Raw genomic sequence first — 26,615 nt, 5'->3', positions numbered from 1 at the left:
GTACCGGACTTCCATCCGCACCGCCATGCGCGGGTGCGTCCCGGGCGCGGCCGCCGCCGCACGCGGCGCGCCCGCCACACCTCCCGAGGCAGGGACGCGTACATCCAGGTAGCCCTTTTGCGCGCTTTCATGTCGACCGGGCGGCATGAATCCGCGCAAAAGGGCTACTTCGCGCGTCTTGATGTGGGGTCCCGGAGCGAATGCGGTGTTCATCATTGTGTTCCTCTCGTGTGGATGGATAGGGGCTGGCGACGGCGCGCATGGAGCCCGTGGTGCTGCAGGGCTGCGATGAGTCCATGTCCGTCCACGACGTCGGTCCACGACCACCGGACCATGTCCCGGCCGGTGGATCGCAGGTCGTCCTCACGCTTCTTCTCGGCCCAGAGGACGTCCTCCATAGACAGAGACGACGAGGATGACGAGGACGGCGGACCCGAGTTCCTCGAGTACTTCACACGCCCGTCGAACTCGCCGAGGAGCAGGTCGCCGTTCCAGGCGAAGTCGGCGAGATACCGACGGCCGGACGTTCCCGCCACGGGTACCTGAAGCTCAGGAGCGGGCAGTCCCCACGCGTGCATCTGAACGCGGCTGAGCGATTCACCGACGCTCTCCGCGCGACCGTCACCGAAACCGACCGCCGTCGCCGCTCGGCGAGCTCCGGGGGACGATCCGATCTCGTCGACGCGTCGCAGAAGTTCCTCACGCTCGACGCGCTCGCCTGCTCGGTCCCAGCGTTCGGGATCGGGCCTCGAACCGGGGAGGGCCAGAGCGGCGTCGAGCTGGACGACGGCCGCGGCGAACGACTCCGTGCGAGCAATGTCGACGAGAGTGCGCGCGAGCGATGTCACTGAGAGCCCGTCGAGTCGCACGATGTCGGACGGATCGAGGCCGAGGTGATGCCAATCGATCCCCGTCCCGCGTCGACGCCGCGATGACGGGGACGTTATCGCGTCGACGATGGTCGGCAACGGGTCGAGCGTCGGCAGGCCGTGCAGGGCCGCGGCCGACCGGTGCGAGAAGACGGCATCGATACGTCGCGTCTCTGCGACCGCGCGGATACGGGCGATGTGCCGCGCGCGGTCGCCGGCTTCGACCCACGATGCCGCGTCGGTGTAGACGCCTTGGCGAACCCGGACATGGCCGGCAACATCAGACGGCCGTCTCCCCCGCCCGAGCTCCCGATAGTGCCTCGACAGCGTGAGGGGGAGTTCCTCGCGCGCGTCCCGTGTGGTCATGCACAGAGCATCCCTCCCCTGTGGGCATGATCCGCGGGGGACCGACGCGACTGTGGAAGGCGCCGCGCATCACCGACCTGTGGACGACACGCCGCGACGACGTCCGTCTACGTCGCCCAGGTCGCCCTTTTCTGCGGTCTCATGCCATCCGGGTGACATGAAACCGCGGAAAACGGCTACTACGTGAAAATCCGCGGGCGCGCCGCGCCCCGCCCGGTCAGCCGGCGAGGGCCGAGTTGGCGGCGTCCTGGGCGGCGCGGAGACCGTCCTCCACGGTCACGCCTCCCTCGAAGACGGAGCGGACGATCGGGTCGTACTCGGCGAAGGCCTTCGCGAAGTCCGGTCCCGTCGGTGAGGGGATCGTGTCGTCGCCCACCACGTCGAAGAACGGGTCGACGTCGACGCCCTCGCCCTCCCAGTAGTCGAAGAAGGTGCTCTGCGCGTCGGTCACCCCGGGAACGGCCGCCCCGGACTCGCCGAGAGGGGCAGCACCCTCCTCGGTTCCGAGCCATTCGAGCACCTCGGCGATCGCGTCCTGGTTCTCGGACGCCGCATTGCCGGCGGCCACGACGCCGTTCGTCACGGACACCTGGCCGGCCGGGCCACTCGGGATCATGGCGACCCCCCAGTCGAAGTCGGCCCCCGCCTGCACGTTCTTCAGGTTGTAGAGGCCCGACTGGAACATCGCCATCCGGCCGTCGATGAAGGCGTCACGGCTGAAGTCGCCATCAGCGCTCGTCTCCGCAGGGTCCGGCGCGACGTGATCCGATCGGATCTTCGAGACGAGGTAGGAGATCGCCTCCGTGGCCTTCTCGTCGTCGGCGAACACGAAGTCCTCGCCGTCCTGGAACTCTCCGCCGTTCGAGCCGATGAACGGCAGGAGGATGGCCTGGAGGTCGTATGCGAGGTTCGTCCCGTACTGGCTGACCGCGGCGGGATCGAAGCCCTCGGTGCCGGCGGCCCGCCCGGAGGAGTCGAGCGTGAGCGTGCGAGCCGCCTCCGTGTAGGTGTCCTCCTCGGGATCCGGGGACCAGGTGAGGTCCTCGAGGGCCTCCGGCGTCAGCCCGGCCGCCTCGACCATCGCGGTGTTGTAGTAGACGGCGATGCCGGCGTCGTAGATCTGCGGGACGCCCCACAGGCTGTCGTCACGCGTGAACTGGTCCACGACGGACGGCTCCCAGGCGTCCTTCGCCGTTTCGCCGAGCACATCGTCGACGTTGACGAGGCTGCCGGCATCCGCATAGGCGCCGAAGTACGAGTTGTTGACCCAGAACAGGTCGTCCATCGTCTGGTCGGCGATGTCGGTGCGCAGGTCCGTCCAGTAGTCCTCCCAGTCGACCACGTTGACCTGGACGTCGATGTCCGGGTGGGTCTCCTCGAAGGCGTCGAACGACTCCTCGTAGGACGCGGCCACCGTCTCGTCCCAGAGGCGGAAGGTGACGGTCGTGGGCTCGTCGGCAGCCGGGTCCGGTTCCGGCGCGCACCCCGCGAGGAGGATGGCGGTGGCAGCGGACAGGGCGAGTGTCCGGGCGATGCGAGGTGACATGTTCGTCCTTCGGTGCTTCGGTTCGATCCGTCCCGTCGTGGCGACGCGGATCGATCGACCGGAGGTCTCGGATCCCCGGTCGACGGGCGGAGTGTCACGCCGTTCGCGACCTCGGGTTCCGCCCCGCGTGGCCGCACGCGACGTCACGGTGGACGGGACGGCCAGAGGACAGAATACGCCCGTCGGCTGGGGAAGACCCAGTCGACCCCTCTCGCACATGACGGCCGGACGCCCGCCAGGGCCTCACTCGGAGCGGTCGGCCCACCAGGCGAGGAGGCGGCGTTCGGCCTCCTCCGGAGGGAGCGGACCCTCGTCGAGCCGCACCTCGAGCAGGAAGCGATACGCCTCGCCGACGACCCGTCCCGGGGGCACACCGAGCACCTCCTGGATGCGGTTCCCGTCGAGGTCGGGACGGACGGAGTCCATCTCCTCCTGCTCGCGGAGCGTGGCGATGCGCTCCTCGAGGTCGTCGTACGCGAAGCCGAGACGGTCGGCCTTCCGCTTGTTGCGCGTCGTCACGTCGGCGCGTGTGAGCATGTGAAGGCGCTCGAGGAGGGGACCTGCATCGCGCACGTAGCGGCGCACGGCCGAATCGCTCCACGCGGCCTCGGTGTACCCGAAGAAGCGCAAGTGCAGCTCCACGAGTCGCGCGACGTCCCGGATGGTGTCGCTGTCGTACCGCAGCGCACCGAGGCGCTTCTTCGCGAGCTTCGCGCCCACGATGTCGTGGTGATAGAACGTCACCCCGCCGGCCTCTGTCCGCTTCGTCGCCGGCTTGCCGATGTCGTGCAGCAGGGCGGCGAGCCGGAGCGTGACGTCCGGCGCCTCACCCGGGTGGCGCGACTTCTCGTACCCGATGGCCTGGTCGAGCACCGTGAGGGAGTGCTCGTAGACGTCCTTGTGGTGGTGGTGCTCGTCGATCTCGAGCCGCAGCGCGGGGATCTCCGGCAGGAAGCGATCGGCGAGCCCCGTATCCACGAGGAGGCGGATGCCGGCACGCGGCGCGTCGGTCGAGAGCAGCTTCGTGAGCTCCCCCTGGATCCGCTCGGCACTCACGATGTCGAGGGTCGCCGCGCGGTCGCGCATCGCGCCGCGGGCGTCATCATGCACGGAGAAGCCCAGCTGGCCGGCGAACCGGGCGGCGCGGAGCATCCGCAACGGGTCGTCGCCGAAGCTCACGTCGGGGTCGATCGGAGTGCGCAGCACGCCGCCGATGAGGTCCTCGACACCGCCGGACGGGTCGACGAGGGTCACCTCCGGCAGCCGGAGTGCCATCGCGTTGACCGTGAAATCGCGGCGCACGAGATCTCCCTCGAGAGAGTCACCGAACGCGACGACCGGCTTGCGCGTGGCGCCGTCGTACTCGTCCGCCCGGTAGGTCGTGATCTCGACGGTCTCGCCCGCGATGCGGGCACCGATCGTGCCGAACTCACGGCCGATGTCCCACTGCGCCGTGGACACGGGCGTGACGATGCGCAGGATCTCGTCGGGACGGGCGTCGGTGGTGAAGTCGAGATCGTTCGTGCCCCGATCGAGCATCGCGTCCCGCACCGGCCCGCCGACGAGGGCGAGTTCGTGACCGGCCTCGCGGAACGCCGCGGCGAGCGTCGACACCGTGGGAGATCCGGCGAGGGTCTGCAGGCGCACGAGTGCCTCGGCCATGTTCACCACCATGGGATCCATCGTATCGGCGGGGACGCGAGCACTACGCCCCCGGGCGTGCGCTGGGGAGGCCGGGCCGCGGACCCGTCATCCGTTCGCGGCGTCGGCGTACCGATCGGCGAAGCCGGCGACGTCGTCGCGGTACTCCGTGTTCGGGTTGTAGGCGTGCACCGCGGCGATCCAGGCGGACGGATCGGCGAGGTCCCTCTCGTACTGGCAGAGATACCGCGCCGCCGTGAGCACCGCATCGTCGATCTGCTGGGGGTCCGCCGAACCGTCGGCGTTCCCGTCCGACCCGATGATCGCCCACGTGGTCGGGATGAACTGCATCGGGCCGACGGCGCGGTCCCACTCGGTGTCGTCGTCGAGCGCTCCCCCGTCCGTGTCGGGGATGGCGAGGACGCCGTCTCCGTCGAGGGGGATGCCGACGATCGGAGGCGTCGCGACCCCGTCGCGGTCGAGCGCACTGTCGAAGATCGTCGCGTGCACGGTCTCGACGCGGCCGATCGCGGCGAGCGTCGTCCATTCGAGCCGGCACGCGGGCTGCTCCTCGGCGAGCCGGAGTGCCGCGCCCGCGTAAGCGGAGAGCGGGCGGATCGGGATACCGGTGCGCCCGGCGATCTCAGCGATCCAGTCGGGGTCGGCGAGCGCGGAGATCGAGCGATCCGCCGGGATGGGTGCCGCGTCGATCCGGCCGTCCGCGACGATCGGGTCCGTGCGGCCCGGTGCCGCGCCCGACGGCCCCTGCGTCGTACCGCGACCGGTGGCGAGGACGACGAGGGCGATGATCACGCCGAATGCGACGACGGCCGCCGTGACCGCGACCGTCGCGAGCGCTCCGGAGCCGTTCGACCGGCGGCGCCGCGAGCGCTTCCGGGACGGTGACTGTGATCGCGATTGCGAGGAGCGGCGCGCGTTCACCGGTTCGCCGCCTGCTCATCGGAGGCGGACGGAGACAGGAGCATGACGACCCCGAGTGTAGACGGAGCCGCTGACAGCGACCGGGTGATGCCCGCCCGGCCGCGTCGAGGGCTACACCTCCGCACCGAGGGCGCCATGTAGAGGTGGCGCCCTCGCTCGGGAGTAGCCCCCTCGGTGTTTCGGGGAGGTGAACGTTTCCTGAAAGTGAGGGTTTATACCAAACCGTCCCGTTCGGGGGGTACGGACACACCGACATGTCCGCGAATCCGAGCACCCCTCACACACGTGGGATCCCCGTGCCCCCCGCCCTCAGCCGGTCGGGGATCGCGTCGATGGCACGCCTGCTCGCACGCTGGAAGGCCACGATCGCCTCGCTCGCGACCTTCGGCGGAGTGGGCGCGATCGCCTTCGTCGTCGACCTCGGCGTGTACAACGTGCTCCGGGCGACGGTGCTCGAGGGTTCGCCGATCTGGTCGAAGGTCGCCTCGGTCGCCGTCGCGACGGTCGTCGCATGGATCGGCAACCGGCTCCTCACCTTCCGGGCGACCCGCGGCGGAAACGTGGCGCGGGAGGCGTTCCTCTTCGCTGTCATGAACGTGGGCGGACTCCTCATCGCCGCGGCCTGCCTGTTCGTCTCGCACTACGTGCTCGGGTTCACCTCGCAGCTCGCCGACAACATCGCGGGGAACGGCGTCGGACTCGTGCTCGGCACCGCGTTCCGCTACATCGGCTACCGCTACATCGTGTTCCGCCCCGCGCGGACCGTAGGTGACAACCCCTCAGATGTAAAGCCCCCGACGGATATCGAACCGGACCCGGGCCGGACCCGAACTACCCCCCGAACGGGTGACGCCCAATGGCGTGACGTCACCGAAGCGGGGGGCGGAACCCGAATCCGTCCCCCGCGCCCCTCCGCGTCGCACGTGAATGCACCGCTCTCCCCGAGAGCGACTCTCCACCCTGCACCACTCGACAGCGCACCTCTCGACAGCGCACCTCTCCGCCCTGCACCTCTCGACACCGCACCTCTCCACACCGACACCAGAGGAATCCGATGATCACGCCACTCAGCCTCACCGCACTCGCGCCGGGCTTCCTGACCGCGACGGACGACGAACCCGCGCCGCTCCTCACCCCGTCGGCGCCCGCCGAACCCGCCGTCCCGGCGCCAGCCCCCGCTCCCGACACCGCGGGATCCGCGACCTTCGGCCTGAGCCTGCCCGACTGGAGCGTCGGCGAGTGGATCGGCTACTCGACCCTCATCCTCGTGGCCGTCGGCCTCACGGTGATCGCCGTGACGACGCTCTGGTGGATGCTGCACGCGTGGCGCGACGCCTCGAGCCTCTCCGCCACACGCTTCCCCGCGAAGCCCTCGCGACCGGTGCACCGCTTCACCCTCCTCGTTCCCGCCCGGCACGAGGAGGAGGTGCTCGGGCAGACTCTCGACCGTCTCGCGACGCAGACGCACCCGAACTTCGAGATCATCGCGATCGTCGGACACGACGACCCGGGCACCGAGCTCGTCGCTCGCGAGGCAGCTGCCCGTCACCCGGAACTCATCCGTGTGATCGTCGACGACAGCGTGCCGAAGAACAAGCCGAAGGCGCTCAACCTCGCCCTGACCGTCTCCACGGGAGACGTCATCGGCGTGTTCGACGCCGAGGACGAGGTGCACCCGCGATTGTTGTCCCTCGTCGACACACGCTTCAAGGAGACCGGTGCCGACGTGGTGCAGGGCGGCGTGCAGCTCATGAACTTCCAGTCCAGCTGGTGGTCGCTGCGCAATGTGCTCGAGTACTACTTCTGGTTCCGCTCGCGCCTCCACTTCCACGCGAAGTCGCGCTTCATCCCGCTCGGCGGCAACACGGTGTTCGTGAAGCGCGAGTGGCTCGACTGGTCGGACGGCTGGGACGCGAACTGCCTCGCCGAGGACTGCGAGCTCGGTGTGCGGCTCTCGAGCGCCGGCGCGAACATCGTGGTCGCCTACTCCCCCGACGTCGTGACGCGCGAGGAGACCCCCGGAACCTTCACGAGCCTCTACAAGCAGCGCACGCGCTGGAACCAGGGCTTCCTCCAGGTGCTCGGCAAGGGCGAATGGAAGAAGCTCCCCACGCGCCGCCAGCGCGGATTCGCGCGCTACCTGCTCTCGATGCCGTTCCTGCAGGCGATCACCGGCCTGCTCGTGCCTGTCTCGATCGTGCTCGTCCTGGTCGCGAAGGTGCCGACCCCGATTGCGCTCTTCACGTTCCTCCCCCTCGTCCCGACCGTCATCACCGTGGCGGCCGAGATCGCCGGGCTCACCGAGTTCGGCCGCCTCTACGGCCGCAAGCCGCGCTTCATCGACTACGTGAAGCTCGTGCTCGGCACCTTCCCGTACCAGGTGTTCCTCGCCGGGGCCGCCGTGCGCGCCGTGTTCCGTCAGCTCAAGGGCGACAACTCGTGGGAGAAGACCGAACACTCGGGCGCCCACCGCGACGCCGCCGACGCCCCCACCCGCGGCGAGCGCGACGTGCTCGTCGGTGCCACCGCCATCCGTTCCACCACGTCCGCCGCAGCCGGCGCCGATTCCACGGAGAACGACCGATGACCAGCACACTCGACCGTCCCGGCACCGACCGGACCCCGCGTCCGGCTGCCGGTTCCCCCTCGTCGCGACCGTCCGGTCCCGTCGACGACTCCACCGGAGACGGCGGATCGGGACGCGGACGAAACCCGTTCGCGCGCCTCGGAGGCTTCCTCCGGCACCACGCCGCGTCCCTCTACTGGCTCGTCCCCACCGTGATCGCGTCCGGCGTGATCCAGCTCGTCAACCTGGGCGGATCGCCACAGCGCATCGACGACGAGGGCACCTACACGGCCCAGGCGTGGGCGATCGGCGCCTTCGGCGAGCTCACCCACTACACCTACTGGTACGACCACCCGCCCGTCGGCTGGATCCAGATCGCCGCGTACACAGGACTCACCGGCGCTTTCGACCGCTACGACGTCGCCGTGCTCGCCGCTCGCGAGGCCATGGTGTTCTTCACCCTCGTGGCCGTCGTGCTCGTGTGGTTCCTGGCCCGACGGTTGTCGTTCTCGCGGCCCGCCGCCGCGATCGCCGGGCTCCTCTTCGCGGTCTCCCCTCTCGCCGTGCAGTTCCACCGCTCGGTGTACCTCGACAACATCGCGACCGTCTGGCTCCTCGGGGCGATCCTGCTCGCGCTCTCGCGTCGTAATCAACTCGCGGCCTTCGCCGGCAGCGCACTCGCTTTCGGAATCGCGGTGCTCAGCAAGGAGACCTATCTCCTCGCCCTGCCGCTTCTCGCCTTCCTGATGTGGCGGACCGCCTCGAAGGCGACGCGACGCTACACGCTCACCGTCGCGTCGAGCGTGCTCGTCCTCGTCGGCGGCGGCTACCTGGCGCTCGCGCTCGTCAAGGGCGAGGTCGCTCCCGGCGCCAACCGCGTGAGCCTGTTCGACGGCGTCGCTTTCCAGCTCGCGAGCCGCGAGTCGAGCGGTTCGGTCTTCGATCCCGAGAGCCTCATCAACCGCACGCTCGGCATGTGGTGGCAGCTCGACCCCGTGTTCATCGTGGCGGGACTCGCCGCCGCCGTGGCCGCCCTCTTCGTGCGGAAGCTGCGACCCTTCGCGATCTTCGTTCTCACGCTCACCGCGTTCATGTTCCGGCCGGGCGGCTACCTGCCCGTGCCCTACGTCATCATGCTCATCCCGTTCGCGGCCCTGCTGATCGCGGGCGTCACGGATCGCGCGTTCCGCACTTGGAAGCGATCGGGCCGTCGGGGTCGCACGGCCCGCGCCGCCTGGATCGCCGTGACCGCGATCGCCGCGGTCGCCATCGTGCCCCTGTGGACGACGCAGCTGCGCGGTTTCCTCCTCGCCGACCTCGACGCCCCCATGCGCCAGGCCGAGCAGTGGGTGGAGTCGAACGTGCAGCGCGATTCGACGCTCGTCGTCGACGACGCCATGTGGGTCGACCTCGTCCAAGCCGGCTTCGATCGCGAGGACGTCATCTGGTACTACAAGGTCGACACCGACCCGGCCGTCGCGGCGACCCTGCCGAACGGGTGGCAGGACGTCGACTACGTCATCACCACGGACTCGATGCGCACATTCCCCACCGCGTTCCCCCAGGTGAGTGAGACGATCGCGAACTCGACGGTCGTCGCGAGCTTCGGCGAGGGATCCACCCAGGTGGACGTCCGACGGGTCGATCCGAACGGTCTCGAGCAGACGGAGGCCGACGCGCAGGCGTCGACGGACGCCCGTTCGGCTGCGGGATCGGCGCTCGCGCAGAACCCGAACATCACGCTCACGGGCGAGAGCCGGTCGCTGCTCGAAGCGGGTCTCGTGGACTCGCGCATCATGCTCGCCCTCGCGGAGCGCGCGGTGACCTCCGAGATCTCCGTCGCCGACTTCCCGATCTCGGAGGGAGAGGGCGACGCCGTCCGGCGCCAGGTCCTCGTCTCCTCCATCGACGGTGTGCCGACCTCGACCACGGAGGGCGCCGACGACGCGACCGCTTGGCTCGACGGGCTCTCCGGCGTGACCGCGGCGAGCGCCGTCGAGGACGCCGGCGACAACGTGCTCGCCACCTTCTCCATCAGTGAACCGGCCGGATTGATCTCCGGAGTCACCGGGACCACCCGATGACCACCATCCTCCCCCTCCAACCGCACACGACATCCACCCGGATGAAAGGAAAAGCCATCATGGCCGATCGCACCACGCACCGCTCGAACCGCCTCCGCCGGCTCGCCGCAGCAACCGCTCTCGGCGGGCTCCTCACCGGCGCCCTCGCCCTCGGAGGGGCCACCGCCGCGAACGCGGCAGCGCCCACCGACGGCTGGGCCCGCATCACCCACCTCTCCCCCGACACGAAGTCCGTCGACGTCCGGCTCACGTCGCTCGCCGGCGGGGACGTGCTCTACGAGCTCGACGACATCACCTACGGGCAGATCTCCGACTACCTGCCGCTCGACCCCGGGACCTACGTCGTGTCGATGGTGCCGTCCGGCGCCGCGGCGGACAGCGAGCCCGTGATCTCCCAGTCCGTCACGGTCGCGGAGGGCGAGCCCATCACGGTCGCCGCCTACGGAACGAACGACGACCTCAAGACCGCCGTGTACGAGGACGACCTCGAGAACCCGGCGGACGGCGACTCCCGCATCCGCGTGATCCAGGCCTCGACGACGGCGGAGAGCATCGACATCGCGACGTCCACGGGCATCGCGATCGCCGACGGCGCCGAGCCCGGCACGGCCACCGGTTACGCCACCGTGCCGGCCGGCGACTGGACCCTCGAGCTGAGCGGCGACGCTACGGGCACCGCCGACATCGACCTCGGCGGTGGCACCGTCAACACCCTCCTCGTGCTCGACACGGCCAATGGCGACGTGACCGTCAAGGCCGTCCTCGACGCCGCCGCCCCGGGCGCGACGCCCGAGGACGGCGTGGACACGGGCGGCGGCTGGGCCGCGACCCACACGGACGACGTGAACACGGCCGGGATCGCCGGCGGCCTCGCCGCAGCCCTCGCGCTCGGCGTCGCCGTCACCGTCGTGATCCGCCGTCGCACCGCCGTGCCGGCGACGGAGCGGACCGAATCCCGATGAGCTCGCGCAGCCGGATCATCATCGCCATCGGGGCCGTGTTCGCGACCGCTCTCGTGGCGGTCGCCGCGGTCGCGCTGCTCGTCCCCCGATCGCCTGTCGGTCCGGCTGCCGAGTCGACCCCGCTCCCGTCCGAGACGGCGACCGCCGACCCGGAGGAGACGCTCGCCGAGTCCGCCGACGGCTTCCTCGCCGACTGGGTCGAGGACGGCCGCGTCGTGCGCCACGACCAGGGCGGCGACACGGTCTCGGAGGGACAGGCGTACGGCCTCCTCATCGCCCTCGCAGCGGACGACGAGGAGTCGTTCTCCGAGATCTGGTCCTGGACCACGGAGAATCTCCAGCGGCCAGACGGCCTCCTCGCGTGGCGCTGGGACGACGGGGCGATCGTCGACGACGAGCCCGCCTCGGACGCCGACGTGGACGCCGCCCGCGCGCTCGTCGTGGCCGGCGAGACGTGGGGCGACCCGGACTTCACCGCCGCGGGCGTCGCGCTCGCGACCACCGTCGCTGACACCATGACCGTGGAGACGGAGGCCGGGCGCATCCTCCTGCCCGGCCTCTGGGCCGCGGCCTCCGATCCTTATGCGTACAACCCCTCCTATGCGTCCCCCGCGGCCTTCGCGGTACTCGCGGATGCGACGGGTGACGCCCGCTGGACCGAGGTGATGGAGGGGACCACCGCCGCCACGACGGCCCTCCTCGCGGAGAGCCCCCTGCCGCCCGACTGGGCGCAGGTGCACGGCGACGGCCGCGTCGAACCGATGCCCGGTGCCGCCGGGACGGGTCTCTCCGTGCGCTACGGCTACGACGCGGCGCGATTGCCGCTGCGCTACGCCGAGGCGTGCGACCCCGCCGACCGCTCGCTCGCGGCGCAACTCGCCCCGCCCCTCGGCCTCACCGACCCCCTCGCCGCGGAACTCGACCTCGGCGGCGCCGCGATCGGTCAGGAGCAGCACCCGCTCGGGTACATCGCACGGGCCGCCGCTCGCGCATCGGCAGCTGACTACGCGGGTGCCGGAGCCGACCTCTCCGCCGCAGCGCAACTGGCCGATCGCGCCCCCACCTACTACGGAGCCGCGTGGACCGTGATCGGCCGCGCGATGCTCGAGACCGACCTCTACGGCGGCTGCGCGCCCATGGGTGACGACGCGGAACCCACGACGACCGGAAACACGACGACCGGGAACACGACCGAGAACGGAGACGGATCATGACCGGGACCCGATCCCACCGCACCCTCGGCGGACTGCGCACCGCCGTTGCATCGGCGGCCGTCTGCCTCGCGCTCGCCCTGACGGCCTGCGGCTCCGCCTCGTCGTCCTCCTCCGTGGACGACTCTGCCGCAGCACCCCCGGCGACGACCTCACCGGGGATCGGCGCGGCCGACGGGTTCCAGGACCCCGACCTCGGGACGACGGCGTCGAACGCGTCGCAGGGCATCACGCCGACGCGCGTGACGATCCCCTCGATCGGGGTCGACTCCGACCTCGAGACCCTCGGTCTCGAGAGCGACGGACGCATCCAGCCCCCCGTGGCCTGGGAGAAGGCCGGCTGGTATTCGAAGGGCGTCGTGCCGGGCGACGTGGGACCGGCCGTCATCGCCGGGCACGTCGACTCGCCCTACGGGCCCGCCGTGTTCCTCGATCTCGTCTCCCTCGCGGAGGGCGACGAGATCGACGTCACCCTCTCCGACGGCACCGTCGACACCTACCGGGTGGACGGGTCGTTGAGCGCCTCGAAGGCGGACTTCCCCACGTCGGAGGTCTACAAGTCGACCCCCACCCCGCAGCTGCGCGTCATCACGTGCGGCGGCGACTACGACGCCTCCACCGGCCACTACGTCGACAACCTCGTCGTCTTCGCGACCCTCGTCGCGGACCGCGACTGATCGCTCCGAATCGACCCGACACGACACGACACGAAAGCAGGAGGACGACATGCCTCGAACGCTCGTCATCATCCCCACCTACGACGAGGCGGAGAACCTCGACTGGATCGTCGGGCGCGTGCGCGCCGCCACCCCCGACTCCCATGTGCTCGTCGTCGACGACGCCTCCCCCGACGGCACCGGCGACCTCGCCGACGCCATCGCGGCGCGCGACGGCAACGTGCATGTGCTGCACCGGACCGGTAAGGAGGGCCTCGGCCGCGCCTACCTCGCAGGCTTCGCGTGGGGCATCGAACGCGGCTACGAGCTGCTCGTCGAGATGGATGCGGACGGCTCGCACCACCCCGAGGCACTGCCCGAGATGCTCGAGCTCGCCGCGACCAACGACCTCGTCCTCGGCTCGCGCTGGGTAGCCGGCGGTCGGGTGGAGAACTGGCCGCTCCGCCGGAAGATCCTGAGCCGCGGCGGCAATCTGTACGCGCGCCTCGCCCTCGGCATCGATGTGAAGGACGCCACCGGCGGCTTCCGCGTGTACCGCGCGCCGGCCCTCGCGGGGCTCGACCTCGACGGCGTCGAGTCGCACGGCTATTGCTTCCAGCTCGACCTCGTGTGGCGCGCCCTCCAGGCAGGGCTCGACGTGGTCGAGGCCCCGATCACGTTCACCGAACGCGTCAACGGCGTCTCGAAGATGGGCAGCGACATCGTCACGGAGTCCCTCATCAAGGTGACCGAGTGGGGCGTCAAGCGGCGAGCGCTCGCCGTACGGGAGTTCGTCCTCCACCGCCGCAGGCTTCCGTCCGTTCGCGCACACTCGTACGTTGTGCGCCGAGCGACCCCCCTCGGCACCTGACCAGACGCAGAAGTGCGGACTTTCGCCCTGTCTCGGGCATCCGAGGGGGCGGAAGTCCGCACCTCGGCGGGGGTGAGGGCGGAAGTCCGCACTTCCGCGGTGGTTCGCAGCGGCAGTACGGTGTGGGCATGGCAGACGCGGCGGGGGTGGGGAACGCGGCGGGGGTAGGGAACACGGCGGGGGTGGGGAACGCGGCGGGGGCGGGGAACGCGGCCTCGACCGGGGCCCGGCGGGCGAGGACTCGGGAGTGGCGGCGCTCGGTCGGGATCGCCGGCGTCGGGGTGATCCTCACGACCGTCTACGCCGCCGTGATGCTCCTGCAGATCCTCGTGTGGAACCCGCTCGCCGCAGCGCCCGCCGGACTCACCCTCGCCGAGATCTACGCGACGATGGAGGACGAGGGGCAGAGGTGGTCGGGAAGCCAGCTCTGGGAGTTCGGTATGGCGGGCGTCGGTATCGCCCTGTCGATCGCTCTCCTCGGCATCACATCTGCCACGCGCCGGCCGCGCCCGATGCTCGTCGCCACCCTGGTCGCCACGATCATCGCGTTCGGCGCGCCCGCCTACTTTTGGACGTCGTTCTCGATGGGCATGGCCCTCGCGGACACGTTCTACATCTCCGGCGCGGACGCCTCACCCGGGGCCCTGCCGCTCTACGCGACGAGCGGCCTCGCGGCCGTCGCCGCCTTCGTCCTCGCCCTCCCGCCCGGCACCCGCGCGCCCCTCACCCCCACCTCACAGCCCTCGTGAGGTGTCGCTATCTGTTGCCTCCGGGCCTCCCTGAGCAACAGATTGCGACACCTCAGGGGAGGTTGAGGGTGGAGAGCGGGGCGGTGGGGAGCGCGACCCAGCCCTCGCGGGAGGCGACCTCCGCGTGTTCGGGCGGCGGGGTCTCCGCGCGGCCGGTCGCGGCGGCGCGCGCTGCGAGGGCCGCGACGAGGGCGTCGAACGCGTCCGTGGAACGTAACAACACCGGACGCCACTCCCCCAGGTCGAGCCAGGGCGCGACCTCCGCGAGGGCATTGATCGCGTCAGCCCGGCGATCCGCGTCCGTCCGGTAGCCGTCCACGCGGATCCCCCAGAGCCGCAACGAACCCCCCGGATAGACCTCCGCCATGCCCCCGCCTCCTGCACGGTCCGTGTCGAGCCCCGCCTCACGCAGCCGGGCCACGAGGCCGGCGCACCGCATCGCCGTCAGGCCGAGCCGATCGGTCGACACGCTGAGCGGCCAGCGGCCCGTCACCTCGCGGACACGCCGATCCGTCTCGCGGTAGGCGAGCGTGCGGCGCCAGTCCATGCCGCCGTCCACCGGCGTGGTCGAGGGCCCGGGGGCGTCACCGGCGTGATCCGACACGAAACGCACGAACGCGTCGGGCCAGCCGAGCGCACAGTCGATGCCGGTCTTCTCGGCGCGCACGGCTGCAGCGACGATGGGGGCGTCGGCGACACCGACGGCGAGCTCGCGCAGGACGGCGCGCCCGCCCGCCCAGTCGACGAGGGCGATGGCCGTACCCTTCGCCTCGGCGGCGAGGTCGACGCCGAGCGTCAGCATGGGTCCGTCACCAACGGCCGATCAGCATCCGCACGTCGACATCCGTCCGTTCCCGGCACCCGAACAGTCGTCAGCGAGTCGAGAGGGGGAGGGCGACGGCGGTCGGCGCGCTGCTCGCCGCGTTCACGCCGCGGTCACCGCCGTCGGTGGGGGCCTGCGCGGGACGGAAGAGCCCGAGGATTCCGCTCGACAGAAAGAGCGCCACGAGCAGGAGGAGGGCGACGAGGATCATGACCGCGCGGCGGAGGTGGTGACCGGGCAGGCGCGTGGGCCCGTCGTCATCGTCGTCGAACGGATCGGGGACCTGCTGCCGGGGCGCCGGTCGCGCGGCGCCGACCTGGCGTTCCAGCTCGGCGGGCGTCTCGAAATCGAGGTGATCGATGTCGTCTGAGCGATCGGAGGCCATGCGGCACATGCTACGTGACGAGGATGGCAGGCGGTACGGCGACGTCCGGTCAGCGCAATCCGGCGAGCGCGGCGATGTCGACGACGAGCACGGGGAGGCGGACGACGAGGACGACGATCGAGGCGAGGAAACCGAACGCGGAGAGCCCGGCGCCTCCCAGAGTGGGGTCGGCCTGCAGGCGCTTCCGGGAACGGAGTCCGAGGACGAGACCGATGATCGCGAGGCCGAGGGCCACGTAGATCACCCAGAGCCACGGGACGAAGAAGCACAGGACGGCGAGGGCGCCGACGACGGCCGACAGGATCGCGACGACGTCCGTCCGGGTGTGCTCGACGTCGGGAGCGCGCGTGAACCGCTTCTCGGAGGCCATACCGCCAGCCTACGACGCGGCGCGGTTCGTCACGATCGCGGACGGTCGGCCGGTCGACCCGGCCCGTATCCTTCGACCATGCTCATCTGGATCAACGGCACATTCGGCGTGGGGAAGACCCACGTCGCGCACGAACTGCGGCGGAAGCTCCCCGGGAGCACCGTGTCGGACCCGGAACTGCCCGGCTTCGGCATCCAGCGGATGTATCCGCCGTCGCTCCGCACCGACTTCCAGGACACACCCTGGTGGACGCCGACGGTCCTCGGCGTCCTCTCCGACCTCACGGCCCGCCATCCCGGCCCCGTCATCGTGCCGATGACGCTCGCCGACCCCGCTCGCTTCGCGGAGATCGTCGGCGGACTGCGATCGGCCGGTGTCGACACGCGCCACGTCGCGCTCCTCGCATCGCGACGAACGATCCGGCGCCGGGTGCGCTCGCGCTTCGAAGATCCCGACGGCTGGCCCATGCAACGGTTCGACGCCGTCGATTCCGCGCTCCGCGACGACCTCTTCGCGACCCATATCGAGACGGATCACGTTCCGCTGATCGACGTCGTCGAGACGGTGGCGCAGGCCGTCGGCGTCGACGTGGCCTATTCACGCGTGGATCGCGCGTCCCTGCCCATCAGGCGCCTCCGCGTGACGCTCGGCCACATCCGGTAGCGCGCAGCCGCACGCCGGCGAGGGGCGGCGGTCAGTCGTCGACGGTGTGGACGACCGACGAACCGCTCGTGCCGTCGTCGATCAACGAGGTTCCGATGCTCGTCGAGGCGAACGTGAGCAGCAGCGTCGTGCAGACGGCCGAGAGCGCCAGAGCGGCGATGCCGATGAGGGCGGTCACGCCGGGCGAGAGGGGCTCGCGCGAGCGATCGATCTCGGACGGCCACTCGGTCTCCGTCTGCTGATCGGCGGCGACGGACGCATCGTGAGGCCGGACAGCGATGGAGCCCATGGTGTCGCCCTTCTCGTCGGAGGCGTCGCGCCCATCCATCGGCGCTGTTCACCCATGGTCGCATCAATCTCGCTAGACAAGCTAGCTATATACACGCAATCATCAGCGTGGTACAAGAGGGGCGGTTCCTCAGCGCAGCAGGGCGAACGCGAGCGTCGCCGCCCCCACCGTGAGAGGCGCCACGATCAGCCCGAGGCCGGCGAAGCGCCACCACGAGATCTCCACGCCGAGCCCCCGCAACCTCTCGTGCCAGAGCAGGGTGGCGAGCGATGCCCACGGCGTCACGAGCGGCCCCGCGTTCACTCCGATGAGGAGCGCGACGAGACGATCGGGGCTCGTTCCCACCGGTTCGAAGGCGAGATAGGCCGGGAGGTTGTTGATGAGATTGGCGCCGACGGCCCCGACGCCGGCGACGCGCATCAGATCGACGGGCGAGGACCCCGATCCGGCGAGCGCCTCCACGATCTCGGTGAGGCCGAGGCTGCGGGCCGCGTCCACCGCGAGGAACAGGCCGGCCGCGAAGACGACGAGCTGCCACGGCAGGAGCCCCGGACGGAGCACCTCGCGGCGCCGCACCGCGAAGACCGCCGCGAGGACCACGGCCGCCGCGAGGGCCGGGATCCACACGTCGAGACCGGAGACGAGAGCGGGCACGAGCAGGACGAGCACGGTCGCTGACCACCGGAACAGCACCGGATCGCCCGCCGGCCCGCCCGCGGAGAGCGTGTAGGTGCGCGCGAGCTCCCGGCGGTACACGATCGCGAGCACGACGACGGGAACGAGGACGGCGACGAGCGCCGGCACCAGGGTGAGCGCCGCGAAGCCGAGCGCGCCGATCCCGTCGAGCCGATGCTCGGCCAGCAGGTTCGTGAGGTTCGACACCGGGAGGAAGAGGGACCCGGTGTTCGCGAGCCACACCGTCGTGAGGGCGAACGGGATCGGGTTGACGCCGATGTGGCGCGCGAGCAGCACGACCACGGGCGTGAGCAGCACCGCCGTGGTGTCGAGCGACAGGAACGCCGTGCTCGCCGTGGCGAAGACCACGATGAAAGCCCACAGCACGACGGTGCGGCCCCGACCGAGGCGGGCGAGACGCTCGGCGACGACGCGGAACACCTCGGCCTCCGCCGCGAGCTCGGTGACCACCGTGATGGCGACGACGAACAGCAGCACCGGCCAGATCCGCTCGGCGAGCGCGGCGAGGTCGTCCGCCGGGGTGCCCGTGACGGCCGCGAGGATCGCGCCGACGATCAGCAGCCCGACTCCGACGAGCCCCGTGCGCATGCGACCTCCGACGACGTCCCCGACCGCACGCCCCGCGCGGCCTCGATCACCGTACCCCCAACCGTGCGGGGGGAGGGCTGGAGCCACTCGAGAGTGTCCCGACTATGCCTCTTCGGCGTCGGCGTCAACGGCAGACCGGCCCGCCGCCCGTCCCCTAGCGTTCAGGTGATGGAATCGATGAGACGCGAGACACGCGCGCACGAACGGACGCGCCGATGACGGGCGCCGTCACGGCCTCGACGTCCTGGCCGGGCGGGGGCCTCGACGGCGCCGAGGTCGGGGCGCTGCGGGCGGCTGCGGCCGACGCGGCCGGATCTGTCGAGCGCGCACTCGAGGTGGCGGGGCTCGCCCGCCACACGATCGGACCGCTCGAACAGGGCAACGCCGGTCGCTTCTTCGTGGGGCTCGGCGCCCTGGCCGACGGCGACGTGACGGTGGCCCGCGTCGTCGAACCCCACCTCGACGCGCTCGGGATCCTCGCGCAGGCCGGGATGCCGGTGCCGGACGACGCGGCGCGGTTCGGGGTCTTCGCGGCGGAAGCGCCCGGCCTGCGCCTCGATGCCCGTCGCGCCGGGCCCGCCGAGTCGCCCGAACTCCCCGCCTGGCGCGTAACGGGCCGGAAGCCGTGGTGCTCGCTCGCGTCCCGGCTGTCCGACGCGCTCCTCACCGCTCACACGCCTTCCGGCGAGCGTCGCCTGTTCCGCGTGTCCCTCCGCGATCCGGGGGTCACGACGAACGACGAGCTGTGGGTGTCGCGCGGGATGCCGCTCGTCCCGTCCGGTCCGATCGATCTCGCGGACGTACCCGCCGAGCCCGTCGGCGAGGCCGGTTGGTATCTCGACCGGCCGGGCTTCGCCTGGGGCGGGATCGGCGTGGCCGCCTGCTGGTGGGGAGGGGCGATCGGCCTCGTCGACGCGCTGCACGCCCACGCGGAGAGGAAGCCCGATTCGGAGCTCGCCCTCGCAGCTCTCGGCGCCTCCGCCGTCGACCTCGCCGCGGCCGAGAACGCCGTCGCCGAAGCGGCGCGCGCGATCGAGTCGGGCGACGCCGCCGGGCGTCGCGGCGCCGCGATCGCCCAACGCGTGCGTTCCACCGTGCGCGGGCGCGTGGACGCCATCCGTACGCGCGCCGTCGCGACGCTCGGCCCGGCTCCTCTGACCGTGGACGAGCCGTACCTCACGCGCGTCTCCGACCTCGAGCTCTACGTCCAGCAGGACCACGGCGAGCGCGATCTGGCCAGGCTGGGCCGCCTCATCCTCGACGGCGCGCTCTGATGGTGGCGTTCGACCACCGCGACCCGGGCACGGATCCCGGGCGCTGGGACGCCCTGGTCGCCGGGCCGGCACTGCCCGCCTGGGACGACTGGACCGACGCGACCCGCATCGTCGTGCTCAGCCCGCACCCGGACGACGAGAGCCTCGCCGTCGGCGGTCTCATCGCGCGGGCTGCCGCCCTCGGCATCCCCGTGGAGGTGATCCTCGTGACGGTCGGGGAGGCCTCCCATCCCGCGTCGCCCACGCACTCCATGGCGACGCTCGCGCGCATCCGCGCCGAGGAGTTCCGCGCCGCGCTGACCGGCCTCCACTCCGGCGCCGGGCACCGCTTCCTCGGCGTTCCCGACGGCGCGTCCGGCCAGCACGAGCAGAGGATCGAGGACGCGATCACCCACGCCGTGGCGACCGCCGGTGCACGTCCCCTGCTCGTGGCGCCGTGGCGGGGCGACGGCCACCACGACCACCGCATCGCCGGCGAGGCCGCGGCCCGGGTCGCGACGCGCACGGGGGCGCGGCTCGTCGAGTACCCGATCTGGATGTGGCACTGGGGCGACCCCGCCGATGAGACCCTCCCCTGGCGTTCCGCCGTGCGCGTGGAGCTCGGCGAGGACGCGCGCGCCGCCAAGGCCCGCGCGCTCGGCGCCTACCGCTCCCAGATCGAGCCGCTCTCCCCCTCGCCGGGCGACGAGGCGATCGTCGATGCGCGGCACCGTCGGCACTTCGACCGCCCCGACGAGGTGCTCTTCCTCGCCTCGTCGCCCCGGGTCGAAGAGACCCCGGCAAGCACGGACTCCGGGACCGGCACCGAGTCGTCGCGCTCGCGCGACTCCTTCGAGGAGTTCTACGAGCGCCGGCCGGGCGGCTGGGACTTCACCTCCTGGTACGAGTCACGCAAGCGCGACGTCCTGCTCTCGGCCCTGCCGCGGGAGCGGTTCCGCCGCACGCTCGAGCTCGGGTGCGCCACGGGCGTGCTCACCGCCCGACTCGCGGAGCGGAGCGACGCGACCGTCGGCGTCGACATCGCCGAGGCACCGCTGCGCGAGGCCCGCCGCAACGCCCCGGGGGCGACCTTCGAGCGCCTCACCGTGCCGGACGAGTGGCCGGAGGGCGCCTTCGATCTCGTCGTGATGAGCGAAGTGGGTTACTACCTCTCCGAGGCCGACCTCGACCGCACCGTCGATCGCGCGATCGAGAGCCTCGACACCGACGGCGTGTTCGCCGCTTGTCACTGGCGGCACCCCGACGAGGACGCGGTGACCGACGCCACGCGCGTACACGACCGCATCGCCGCCCGTTGGCCGGGCCGACGCTCGGTTCACCACGTGGAGGACGACATCCTCGTCGACGTGTTCGTGCGGGAGGAACAACCGTCCATCGCCGCCGAAGCGGGGCTCGTGTGACGACGGAGGGCGTCCCCGCTCGGATCGACGTGGTCCTCCCCGCCCACGACGAGGAGGAGCTGATCGGCGCGAGCCTCGCCGCGCTCTCGGTGGCGCGCGAGCGGCTCGCGGCGACGCACCCCGACGTGGAGGTGGGGATCGCGGTCGTCCTCGATGCGTGCACCGACGGGACCGCCGACATCGTGTCGCGCTGGTCGGTGCGGACGGCGACGGCTCGTGGCGCGGCCCGAACCGACGTCTCGGTCGTCGAGATCGCGGAGCGGAACGTGGGCGCCGCTCGACGCGCGGGCGTCGAGCGTGTCGTCGGATTCGCGACGCGGATCGGGCTGGCGCACCGCTGGATCGCCACGACCGACGCCGACTCGCGCGTCGACCCGGCGTGGCTCCTCGCCCACCTCGACGCGCTCTCCGCCGGCATCGACGTGCTCCTCGGGACCGTGCGCCCCGAGGCCACCGACCTCGACGAGGACGGCCTCCGCCGCTGGGCGGAGGCCCACCCGCCCGGACATCTGCCCGGCAACGTGCACGGGGCGCACCTCGGCATCCGACTCGACGCCTACCGGCGCATCGGCGGGTTCGCGGCGCTCGCGGAGCACGAGGACGTCGACCTCGTGGCGCGAGCCCGCCGCGCGGGCCTCGACGTGCGGGCGACGCTCGACGCTCCCGTCATCACGTCCGGGCGACGCGAGGGCCGAACGCCGGGAGGGTACGCGGCGTTCCTCGCGGACGCCTACGGCCCCCACCCGACACGCGCCTGACCCTCCGCTCCTCCGGCGGATCAGAGCGGTGGGGCGACCATCACGAGCACGGCGAGCTGTGCGAGGGTGACGGCCCCGACGGTCAGGGCGGTGAGCCAGACGATCGGACGACGGGCCTCGCGTTCGGCACGTGCGGCCTCGTCTCGGCGACCGAGCTCGTCGACGAGGGCGGCCAGCCGGCGGTCGACCGCGCCGGCCGCCCCCTGCGTCGCGGCGACGTACGCGGAAGGGGTGGCTGAACCGATCCGCATCGATTCGGCGGGTCGCTCGAGCGCTGGACGGATGGCGGTCGTCATGGTCTCTCCTCGGGTTCGGGCCGACGGTCGCGTCCGTCGATCGGGTGCGGATGATGCGCCCACCAGGGAGAGTCGGGGACGAGCGGATCATGACGCGGAATCTCCGATCACGGCGTCATCCCACGCAACACTCGGCCGGAGGGAAGGGTCGCGCGCCTAACGTGGCGGCATCGCATCGCCGCGGCTCGCGCCGCCCGACTCCGGAGGTTCCCATGTCCGACACCGCAGCCCCCACCTCGCTCGACGTCGCACCCGGCCACGAGCCCCTGAAGTTCGCCTACTGGGTTCCGAACGTGAGCGGCGGCCTCGTCGTCAGCTCCATCGAGCAGCGCACCGACTGGGACTACGACTACAACGTCCGCCTCGCGCAGACGGCCGAGCGGGTGGGCTTCGAGTACGCCCTCAGCCAGGTCCGGTACCTCTCGAGCTACGGCGCCGCCCAGCAGCACGAGTCCACGAGCATCAGCCTCGCGCTCCTGCTCGCGACGGAGAAGCTCAAGGTCATCGCGGCCGTGCACCCGGGGCTCTGGGAGCCGGCCGTGCTCGCGAAGTTCATCCTCACCGCCGATCAGTTCTCGAAGGGCCGCGCCGCCGTCAACGTCGTGAGCGGCTGGTTCAAGGACGAGTACACGAAGCTCGGGCTTCCGTGGCTCGAGCACGATGAGCGCTACCGCCGTTCCGCCGAGTTCATCCAGGTGCTCCGCGCACTGTGGACGGAGGAGAACGTGCAGTTCGCCGGCGACTTCTACCGCGTGAACGACTTCACGCTCCGCCCCGGGCCGTTCCCCGTGGAGGGGCGGCCTCACCCGGAGATCTTCCAGGGCGGCAACTCCACCGCTGCCCGCTTCAATGGCGGCGCGTTCTCCGACTGGTACTTCTCCAACGGGAAGGACTTCGACGGTTTCACCGAGCAGTACGACGACGTGACCCGCGTGGCCGCGGAGCACGGCCGCACCGTGCGGTTCGGGCTCAACGGCTTCGCGATCGTGCGCGACAGCGAGAAGGAGGCGCGTGAGCAGCTGCGGGAGATCATCGCGAAGGCCGACACCGCATCGGTCGAGGGATTCCGGAAGTCGGTGCAGCAGGCCGGCGCCTCGACGGGTGACAAGAAGGGGATGTGGGCCGACTCGTCGTTCGAGGACCTCGTGCAGTACAACGACGGCTTCCGCACACAGCTGATCGGCGACCCCGAGTTCGTGGCCCGGCGCATCATCGAGTACAAGAAGAAGGGCGTCGACCTCTTCCTCCTCGGCTTCCTGCACTTCATCGAGGAGATCGAGGCGTTCGGCGAGCGCGTGCTCCCGATCGTGCGCGAACTCGAGGCCGACCTCGCCCGCACCGGCGACCCGCTCGTCCCCGCGCGGTAGGCGCTGCGCTCCCCCGCGACGAATGCCTGACTGAGCGGCAGGACGACCACCGAGTTGTCACATCCTGCGGGTGTTATCGCCCCACACTCGCAGAATGCGACAACTCGAAGATGGAGGCGGTGGGGAGTTGACGCAGAATGCGGGTGTTGGCCTCCCAAGCCCGCAGGTTGTGACAACTCGAGATTGGCGGGAGGGGCGAGGGTCAGCGGCGGGCGTTGAGGAGGGCGATGAACTCGTCGGCCATCTCCAGTTGCGAGCGGAGCTTCTCGCGACGCTCCGTCGCGGACTGCACGAATCCGTCGAGCCGGGCGTCGGCGTCGGACTCGGCCGCCGTGACGCCGGCGATGACGTCGAGGAGTTCGATCATCTCCTCGAGCGAATAACCGAGGGGCTTCATGCGGCGGATCAGCATGAGCCGCTCGTAGTCGTCGTGCGTGTAGAGGCGGAAGCCGCCCTCGGTGCGGCCGGACGCGGCCACGAGACCGATCTCGTCGTAGTGACGGAGGGTGCGCAGGGACAGCCCCGTGCGCTCGGCGAGTTCGCCGATGTGCATGGTCTCGCGATCGTTCGACATGGCTACCCTTCATCTCTACCCTGACGTTCAGGTAGAGTCTCTCCGTCGGCTCATCGAGCCGGACTCCCCCACCATCATCTCGCGAGATCGACGCTGCGCTTGTCACCGCGTCGGACGGGCCAGCCCGTCGATCGTGGTGAGCGCAGAGTCGCGCCGGGACGCACTCATCCCCACCCGGCGCTCGACGCGCCCCGACTCCCTTGGAGAGCCATGTCGATCCCCACCGCCTCGCCCGCCACGCGGCGGGTAGCGAACGACGCGACCGTGCTCGGCGCCCTGCGCTCCCCCCGCATCCTCACGCGCGAGGTGCTCGCCGGCCTCGTCGTGGCGCTCGCGCTCATCCCCGAGGCCATCTCGTTCTCGATCATCGCGGGCGTCGACCCACGCGTCGGCCTGTTCTCGTCCTTCGTGATGGCGGTGTCGATCGCCTTCCTCGGCGGGCGCCCCGCCATGATCACCGCGGCGACGGGCGCCGTCGCGCTCGTGATCGCCCCCGTGGCACGGGATTACGGCATGGAGTACTTCATCGCCACCGTCATTCTGGCCGGCATCTTCCAGCTGGTCCTCGGCGCGATCGGTGTCGCGAAGCTCATGCGTTTCATCCCCCGCAGCGTCATGGTGGGCTTCGTCAACTCGCTCGCGATCCTCATCTTCGCAGCACAGCTGCCGCAGCTCATCGGCGTGCCGTGGCTCGTCTACCCGCTCGTCGCCGTGGGCATCGGGATCATGGTGCTCATGCCGCGGATCACGAGGGTGGTCCCCGCGCCGCTCGTCGCGATCCTCCTCATCACCGTCGCGACCGTGACGACGGCGATCGCCGTACCCACCGTGGGCGACCAGGGTGAGCTGCCCCGCAGCCTGCCCGAGCTCTTCATCCCGAACGTGCCGTTCACCGTGGAGACGTTCACGACCATCGCCCCCTACGCCCTCGCGATGGCGCTCGTGGGACTCATGGAGTCGCTCATGACCGCGAAGCTCGTGGACGACGTCACCGACAGCGGGTCGAACAAGACGCGCGAGTCGCTCGGCCAGGGCGCGGCCAACGTGCTCTCTGGACTCTTCGGCGGCATGGGTGGCTGCGCCATGATCGGCCAGACGATGATCAATGTGAAGGCATCGGGTGCGCGGACGCGGATCTCGACGTTCCTCGCGGGCGTCTTCCTGCTCATCCTCGTGGTCGTGCTCGGCGACATCGTCGCGATCATCCCGATGGCTGCGCTCGTCGCCGTCATGGTCATGGTCTCCGTCGGCACGTTCGACTGGCACAGCATCCGCCCGTCGACGCTCCGCCGCATGCCCCTCGGCGAGACGCTCGTGATGGTCGCGACCGTCGCGGTCGTCGTCATCACCCACAACCTCGCGATCGGCGTCATCATCGGCGTGATCGCCGCGATGGTCATCTTCGCCCGGCGCGTGGCCCACTTCGCGACCGTCGAGCGGACCGTGGACCTCGAGGCCGCCGTGCCGACCGCGCACTACACCGTGACCGGCGAGCTGTTCTTCGCGTCGAGCAACGACCTCACGACGCAATTCGACTACGCCGGAGACCCGTACCGCATCGTCATCGACCTGTCCGGATCCCACGTGTGGGACGCCTCGACCGTCGCCGCTCTCGACGCCATCACGACGAAGTACGGCAACCACGGCAAGCGCGTCGTCATCGAGGGTATGAACGATGCGAGCGCCCGCATGCACGGTCGCCTCGCCGGCAACCTCGGCGCCGGCCACTAGCCGGCACCGGCCCCCTCGCGAGAACCGCGAAGTAGTGCGTTTGCGCGAATGTGAGGCGTTCTACCGCCTCAAATCCGCGCAAAAGCTCTACGCGGGTAGTTGCAGGGGCGGGAGGCAGGGCGTCACACGCGGACGCCAGCGTGCGAAACGGCGTCGGTGAGGATGGCGCGCACCGCGTCGACCCGCGCGACGAGCACAGCCGGATCCGCCAGGAGGCCGGTGAGCAACGCATCGACTGCTTCGATCCCGGCAAGACGGAGTAGACGCTTCTCGTTCGTCACCCACTGGCCGCGCGCGGCGAGGATGGCGTGGCCCGCGCGACACGCGGCCTCGCTCAGCAGGCCGGCCGTCTGCGCTACGTTGCCGCGAACGGCATGCCCTTCGCGGGCGTAGTGGAGCGTGAGGTCCGCCTCGGACCACCATCGCGCAGAGGCCGCCCGCCGCAGAGCCTCCGGGTACGGCCACCTGGGCACGTCACCGAGCAGCACACGATTCAGTCCGAGCTCAGCGAGGAGGATGTAGCTCGGCAATCCGGCCTGGTGAAACAGCAACGGCTCGACGCGATACTCGCCCCGCTCGGCCTCGGCGCGGATCTCTTCGATCAAGACCAGGTCTCGGTAGTGGAGATCGATCTCTCGCCCATCCACGACGAGCTTCCCCCCGCCATTGAAGATGGGTCCCCAGCCCCCGATGTCGGAGATGGTGCCTGGCCAGCCGAGATCTCGGACACTGTCCGGATGGAACCCGTCCCTGTAATAGACCGCGACGTCCCAGTCGCTGTCTGCGCCGGCCCCGCCGTACGCACGCGAACCGCCGAGGGCCACGCCGCGAACCCCGGGCAGGTCCCCCAAGGTCCTCGCAACGTACTCGAGGAGAGCGTCGTCGGTCATGCCTCGACTCTAGTGACGAACGGGTGAACCACCTTCCTCCCTCTTTCT

At 70.8% G+C, this 26,615-nt stretch carries 26 protein-coding genes; 14 read left to right on the top strand and 12 right to left on the bottom strand.

The window, feature by feature from the left end; genetic code table 11:
• Positions 1 to 212: 212 nt before the first annotated feature.
• The 4 genes from ELQ94_RS01200 to ELQ94_RS01185 all read right to left on the bottom strand — a co-directional run bounded on the left by ELQ94_RS01200 (position 213) and on the right by ELQ94_RS01185 (position 5,364).
• Positions 213 to 1,235, bottom strand: a complete 1,023-nt coding sequence (locus tag ELQ94_RS01200; protein ID WP_127046364.1) for a type IV toxin-antitoxin system AbiEi family antitoxin domain-containing protein — start codon at positions 1,233 to 1,235, stop codon at positions 213 to 215.
• Positions 1,236 to 1,452: 217 nt separating this feature from the next.
• Entirely contained in the window at positions 1,453 to 2,781 is a 1,329-nt protein-coding gene (locus ELQ94_RS01195) for an ABC transporter substrate-binding protein (RefSeq protein WP_166404617.1), read from the bottom strand.
• Positions 2,782 to 3,024: 243 nt separating this feature from the next.
• Positions 3,025 to 4,452 carry a CCA tRNA nucleotidyltransferase gene (locus ELQ94_RS01190; RefSeq protein WP_127047226.1) on the bottom strand — a complete coding sequence of 476 codons (1,428 nt, stop codon included), beginning with the start codon at positions 4,450 to 4,452 and terminating at the stop codon, positions 3,025 to 3,027.
• Positions 4,453 to 4,530: 78 nt separating this feature from the next.
• A complete protein-coding gene (locus ELQ94_RS01185) occupies positions 4,531 to 5,364 on the bottom strand; it encodes a lytic murein transglycosylase (RefSeq protein WP_127046360.1) in 834 nt (277 codons plus the stop codon).
• Positions 5,365 to 5,696: 332 nt separating this feature from the next.
• Here ELQ94_RS01185 and ELQ94_RS17425 point away from each other — a divergent pair, with 332 nt between their 5' ends.
• From ELQ94_RS17425 to ELQ94_RS01145, 8 genes are all read left to right on the top strand, one after another.
• The gene (locus ELQ94_RS17425; protein ID WP_127046358.1) at positions 5,697 to 6,422 is read left to right on the top strand and encodes a GtrA family protein; all 726 of its coding nucleotides are present in this window, start codon (positions 5,697 to 5,699) and stop codon (positions 6,420 to 6,422) included.
• Positions 6,419 to 7,951, top strand: coding sequence for a glycosyltransferase family 2 protein (locus tag ELQ94_RS01175; protein WP_127046356.1), 1,533 nt, complete (start codon positions 6,419 to 6,421; stop codon positions 7,949 to 7,951). The genes ELQ94_RS17425 and ELQ94_RS01175 overlap by 4 nt, the downstream gene beginning before the upstream one ends.
• Positions 7,948 to 10,014 carry an ArnT family glycosyltransferase gene (locus ELQ94_RS01170; protein WP_127046354.1) on the top strand — a complete coding sequence of 689 codons (2,067 nt, stop codon included), beginning with the start codon at positions 7,948 to 7,950 and terminating at the stop codon, positions 10,012 to 10,014. Before ELQ94_RS01175 ends, ELQ94_RS01170 begins: the two co-directional genes overlap by 4 nt.
• Positions 10,015 to 10,073: 59 nt before the next feature.
• Positions 10,074 to 10,976 (top strand): DUF4397 domain-containing protein, encoded by a 903-nt coding sequence (locus ELQ94_RS01165; RefSeq protein ID WP_166404616.1) that lies wholly within the window; start codon positions 10,074 to 10,076, stop codon positions 10,974 to 10,976.
• Positions 10,973 to 12,190 (top strand): family 8 glycosyl hydrolase, encoded by a 1,218-nt coding sequence (locus tag ELQ94_RS01160; RefSeq protein WP_127046350.1) that lies wholly within the window; start codon positions 10,973 to 10,975, stop codon positions 12,188 to 12,190. Before ELQ94_RS01165 ends, ELQ94_RS01160 begins: the two co-directional genes overlap by 4 nt.
• Positions 12,187 to 12,864 (top strand): class F sortase, encoded by a 678-nt coding sequence (locus tag ELQ94_RS01155; protein ID WP_127046348.1) that lies wholly within the window; start codon positions 12,187 to 12,189, stop codon positions 12,862 to 12,864. The genes ELQ94_RS01160 and ELQ94_RS01155 overlap by 4 nt, the downstream gene beginning before the upstream one ends.
• A 49-nt stretch (positions 12,865 to 12,913) precedes the next feature.
• Positions 12,914 to 13,714 carry a polyprenol monophosphomannose synthase gene (locus ELQ94_RS01150; RefSeq protein ID WP_127046346.1) on the top strand — a complete coding sequence of 267 codons (801 nt, stop codon included), beginning with the start codon at positions 12,914 to 12,916 and terminating at the stop codon, positions 13,712 to 13,714.
• A gap of 128 nt (positions 13,715 to 13,842) precedes the next feature.
• A complete protein-coding gene (locus ELQ94_RS01145; RefSeq protein ID WP_127046344.1) occupies positions 13,843 to 14,463 on the top strand; it encodes a hypothetical protein in 621 nt (206 codons plus the stop codon).
• Positions 14,464 to 14,515: 52 nt separating this feature from the next.
• Here the strand turns inward: ELQ94_RS01145 and ELQ94_RS01140 are convergent, their stop codons facing one another.
• The 3 genes from ELQ94_RS01140 to ELQ94_RS17190 form a co-directional block, all read right to left on the bottom strand.
• Positions 14,516 to 15,265, bottom strand: coding sequence for a DUF429 domain-containing protein (locus ELQ94_RS01140; protein WP_127046342.1), 750 nt, complete (start codon positions 15,263 to 15,265; stop codon positions 14,516 to 14,518).
• Between the two features lie 70 nt (positions 15,266 to 15,335).
• Positions 15,336 to 15,671: a hypothetical protein gene (locus ELQ94_RS01135; protein WP_127046340.1), complete on the bottom strand. Its 336-nt coding sequence runs from the start codon at positions 15,669 to 15,671 to the stop codon at positions 15,336 to 15,338.
• Positions 15,672 to 15,720: 49 nt separating this feature from the next.
• Positions 15,721 to 16,041, bottom strand: a complete 321-nt coding sequence (locus ELQ94_RS17190; RefSeq protein WP_166404615.1) for a hypothetical protein — start codon at positions 16,039 to 16,041, stop codon at positions 15,721 to 15,723.
• A gap of 78 nt (positions 16,042 to 16,119) precedes the next feature.
• Between ELQ94_RS17190 and ELQ94_RS17185 the strand changes: the two genes are divergently transcribed.
• The gene (locus ELQ94_RS17185) at positions 16,120 to 16,704 is read left to right on the top strand and encodes an AAA family ATPase (RefSeq protein WP_166404614.1); all 585 of its coding nucleotides are present in this window, start codon (positions 16,120 to 16,122) and stop codon (positions 16,702 to 16,704) included.
• 31 nt (positions 16,705 to 16,735) lie between these two features.
• Here the strand turns inward: ELQ94_RS17185 and ELQ94_RS01125 are convergent, their stop codons facing one another.
• Positions 16,736 to 17,032: a hypothetical protein gene (locus ELQ94_RS01125; protein WP_127046336.1), complete on the bottom strand. Its 297-nt coding sequence runs from the start codon at positions 17,030 to 17,032 to the stop codon at positions 16,736 to 16,738.
• A gap of 90 nt (positions 17,033 to 17,122) precedes the next feature.
• Positions 17,123 to 18,277, bottom strand: a complete 1,155-nt coding sequence (locus tag ELQ94_RS01120) for an SLC13 family permease (RefSeq protein ID WP_127046334.1) — start codon at positions 18,275 to 18,277, stop codon at positions 17,123 to 17,125.
• A 215-nt stretch (positions 18,278 to 18,492) separates the two neighbouring features.
• Here ELQ94_RS01120 and ELQ94_RS01115 point away from each other — a divergent pair, with 215 nt between their 5' ends.
• The 3 genes from ELQ94_RS01115 to ELQ94_RS01105 are packed head-to-tail and all read left to right on the top strand — an operon-like array spanning position 18,493 to position 21,709.
• Positions 18,493 to 19,551, top strand: coding sequence for an acyl-CoA/acyl-ACP dehydrogenase (locus ELQ94_RS01115; RefSeq protein ID WP_127046332.1), 1,059 nt, complete (start codon positions 18,493 to 18,495; stop codon positions 19,549 to 19,551).
• A complete protein-coding gene (locus ELQ94_RS01110) occupies positions 19,551 to 20,951 on the top strand; it encodes a bifunctional PIG-L family deacetylase/class I SAM-dependent methyltransferase (RefSeq protein WP_127046330.1) in 1,401 nt (466 codons plus the stop codon). Before ELQ94_RS01115 ends, ELQ94_RS01110 begins: the two co-directional genes overlap by 1 nt.
• Positions 20,948 to 21,709 (top strand): glycosyltransferase family 2 protein, encoded by a 762-nt coding sequence (locus tag ELQ94_RS01105; protein ID WP_243696808.1) that lies wholly within the window; start codon positions 20,948 to 20,950, stop codon positions 21,707 to 21,709. Before ELQ94_RS01110 ends, ELQ94_RS01105 begins: the two co-directional genes overlap by 4 nt.
• 20 nt (positions 21,710 to 21,729) lie before the next feature.
• On the opposite strand, the gene ELQ94_RS01100 is transcribed toward ELQ94_RS01105, so the two are convergent.
• A complete protein-coding gene (locus ELQ94_RS01100; protein WP_127046328.1) occupies positions 21,730 to 22,005 on the bottom strand; it encodes a hypothetical protein in 276 nt (91 codons plus the stop codon).
• A gap of 212 nt (positions 22,006 to 22,217) precedes the next feature.
• Between ELQ94_RS01100 and sfnG the strand changes: the two genes are divergently transcribed.
• The gene (gene sfnG, locus ELQ94_RS01095; protein ID WP_127046326.1) at positions 22,218 to 23,372 is read left to right on the top strand and encodes a dimethylsulfone monooxygenase SfnG; all 1,155 of its coding nucleotides are present in this window, start codon (positions 22,218 to 22,220) and stop codon (positions 23,370 to 23,372) included.
• A 202-nt stretch (positions 23,373 to 23,574) separates the two neighbouring features.
• On the opposite strand, the gene ELQ94_RS01090 is transcribed toward sfnG, so the two are convergent.
• Complete coding sequence (locus ELQ94_RS01090) at positions 23,575 to 23,946, bottom strand: MerR family transcriptional regulator (protein WP_127046324.1); 372 nt, start codon at positions 23,944 to 23,946, stop codon at positions 23,575 to 23,577.
• Positions 23,947 to 24,156: 210 nt separating this feature from the next.
• Here ELQ94_RS01090 and ELQ94_RS01085 point away from each other — a divergent pair, with 210 nt between their 5' ends.
• Entirely contained in the window at positions 24,157 to 25,677 is a 1,521-nt protein-coding gene (locus ELQ94_RS01085; protein ID WP_127046322.1) for a SulP family inorganic anion transporter, read from the top strand.
• A gap of 122 nt (positions 25,678 to 25,799) precedes the next feature.
• On the opposite strand, the gene ELQ94_RS01080 is transcribed toward ELQ94_RS01085, so the two are convergent.
• Positions 25,800 to 26,567: a nucleotidyltransferase domain-containing protein gene (locus ELQ94_RS01080; protein WP_127046320.1), complete on the bottom strand. Its 768-nt coding sequence runs from the start codon at positions 26,565 to 26,567 to the stop codon at positions 25,800 to 25,802.
• Positions 26,568 to 26,615 lie beyond the last annotated feature (48 nt).

Source organism: Labedella endophytica, from assembly GCF_003990045.1.
Classification (GTDB): Bacteria; Actinomycetota; Actinomycetes; order Actinomycetales; family Microbacteriaceae; genus Labedella; species Labedella endophytica.
The sequence above is the reverse complement of the archived record's forward strand: the minus strand, read 5'-3'. Positions and strand labels throughout refer to the sequence as shown.

What these genes read in the sequence shown, in the direction of transcription:
- ELQ94_RS01175 (WP_127046356.1), top strand. Translation starts at nt 6,419, where the DNA reads ATGATCACGCCACTCAGCCTCACCGCACTCGCGCCGGGCTTCCTGACC.
- ELQ94_RS01155 (WP_127046348.1), top strand. Translation starts at nt 12,187, where the DNA reads ATGACCGGGACCCGATCCCACCGCACCCTCGGCGGACTGCGCACCGCC.
- ELQ94_RS01110 (WP_127046330.1), top strand. Translation starts at nt 19,551, where the DNA reads ATGGTGGCGTTCGACCACCGCGACCCGGGCACGGATCCCGGGCGCTGG.
- ELQ94_RS01160 (WP_127046350.1), top strand. Translation starts at nt 10,973, where the DNA reads ATGAGCTCGCGCAGCCGGATCATCATCGCCATCGGGGCCGTGTTCGCG.
- ELQ94_RS01150 (WP_127046346.1), top strand. Translation starts at nt 12,914, where the DNA reads ATGCCTCGAACGCTCGTCATCATCCCCACCTACGACGAGGCGGAGAAC.
- ELQ94_RS17185 (WP_166404614.1), top strand. Translation starts at nt 16,120, where the DNA reads ATGCTCATCTGGATCAACGGCACATTCGGCGTGGGGAAGACCCACGTC.
- ELQ94_RS01195 (WP_166404617.1), bottom strand. Translation starts at nt 2,781, where the DNA reads ATGTCACCTCGCATCGCCCGGACACTCGCCCTGTCCGCTGCCACCGCC.
- sfnG (WP_127046326.1), top strand. Translation starts at nt 22,218, where the DNA reads ATGTCCGACACCGCAGCCCCCACCTCGCTCGACGTCGCACCCGGCCAC.
- ELQ94_RS01165 (WP_166404616.1), top strand. Translation starts at nt 10,074, where the DNA reads ATGGCCGATCGCACCACGCACCGCTCGAACCGCCTCCGCCGGCTCGCC.
- ELQ94_RS01115 (WP_127046332.1), top strand. Translation starts at nt 18,493, where the DNA reads ATGACGGGCGCCGTCACGGCCTCGACGTCCTGGCCGGGCGGGGGCCTC.
- ELQ94_RS01140 (WP_127046342.1), bottom strand. Translation starts at nt 15,265, where the DNA reads ATGCTGACGCTCGGCGTCGACCTCGCCGCCGAGGCGAAGGGTACGGCC.
- ELQ94_RS01100 (WP_127046328.1), bottom strand. Translation starts at nt 22,005, where the DNA reads ATGACGACCGCCATCCGTCCAGCGCTCGAGCGACCCGCCGAATCGATG.
- ELQ94_RS01080 (WP_127046320.1), bottom strand. Translation starts at nt 26,567, where the DNA reads ATGACCGACGACGCTCTCCTCGAGTACGTTGCGAGGACCTTGGGGGAC.
- ELQ94_RS17190 (WP_166404615.1), bottom strand. Translation starts at nt 16,041, where the DNA reads ATGGCCTCCGAGAAGCGGTTCACGCGCGCTCCCGACGTCGAGCACACC.
- ELQ94_RS01200 (WP_127046364.1), bottom strand. Translation starts at nt 1,235, where the DNA reads ATGACCACACGGGACGCGCGCGAGGAACTCCCCCTCACGCTGTCGAGG.
- ELQ94_RS01125 (WP_127046336.1), bottom strand. Translation starts at nt 17,032, where the DNA reads ATGGATGGGCGCGACGCCTCCGACGAGAAGGGCGACACCATGGGCTCC.
- ELQ94_RS17425 (WP_127046358.1), top strand. Translation starts at nt 5,697, where the DNA reads ATGGCACGCCTGCTCGCACGCTGGAAGGCCACGATCGCCTCGCTCGCG.
- ELQ94_RS01145 (WP_127046344.1), top strand. Translation starts at nt 13,843, where the DNA reads ATGGCAGACGCGGCGGGGGTGGGGAACGCGGCGGGGGTAGGGAACACG.
- ELQ94_RS01170 (WP_127046354.1), top strand. Translation starts at nt 7,948, where the DNA reads ATGACCAGCACACTCGACCGTCCCGGCACCGACCGGACCCCGCGTCCG.
- ELQ94_RS01135 (WP_127046340.1), bottom strand. Translation starts at nt 15,671, where the DNA reads ATGGCCTCCGATCGCTCAGACGACATCGATCACCTCGATTTCGAGACG.
- ELQ94_RS01120 (WP_127046334.1), bottom strand. Translation starts at nt 18,277, where the DNA reads ATGCGCACGGGGCTCGTCGGAGTCGGGCTGCTGATCGTCGGCGCGATC.
- ELQ94_RS01090 (WP_127046324.1), bottom strand. Translation starts at nt 23,946, where the DNA reads ATGTCGAACGATCGCGAGACCATGCACATCGGCGAACTCGCCGAGCGC.
- ELQ94_RS01085 (WP_127046322.1), top strand. Translation starts at nt 24,157, where the DNA reads ATGTCGATCCCCACCGCCTCGCCCGCCACGCGGCGGGTAGCGAACGAC.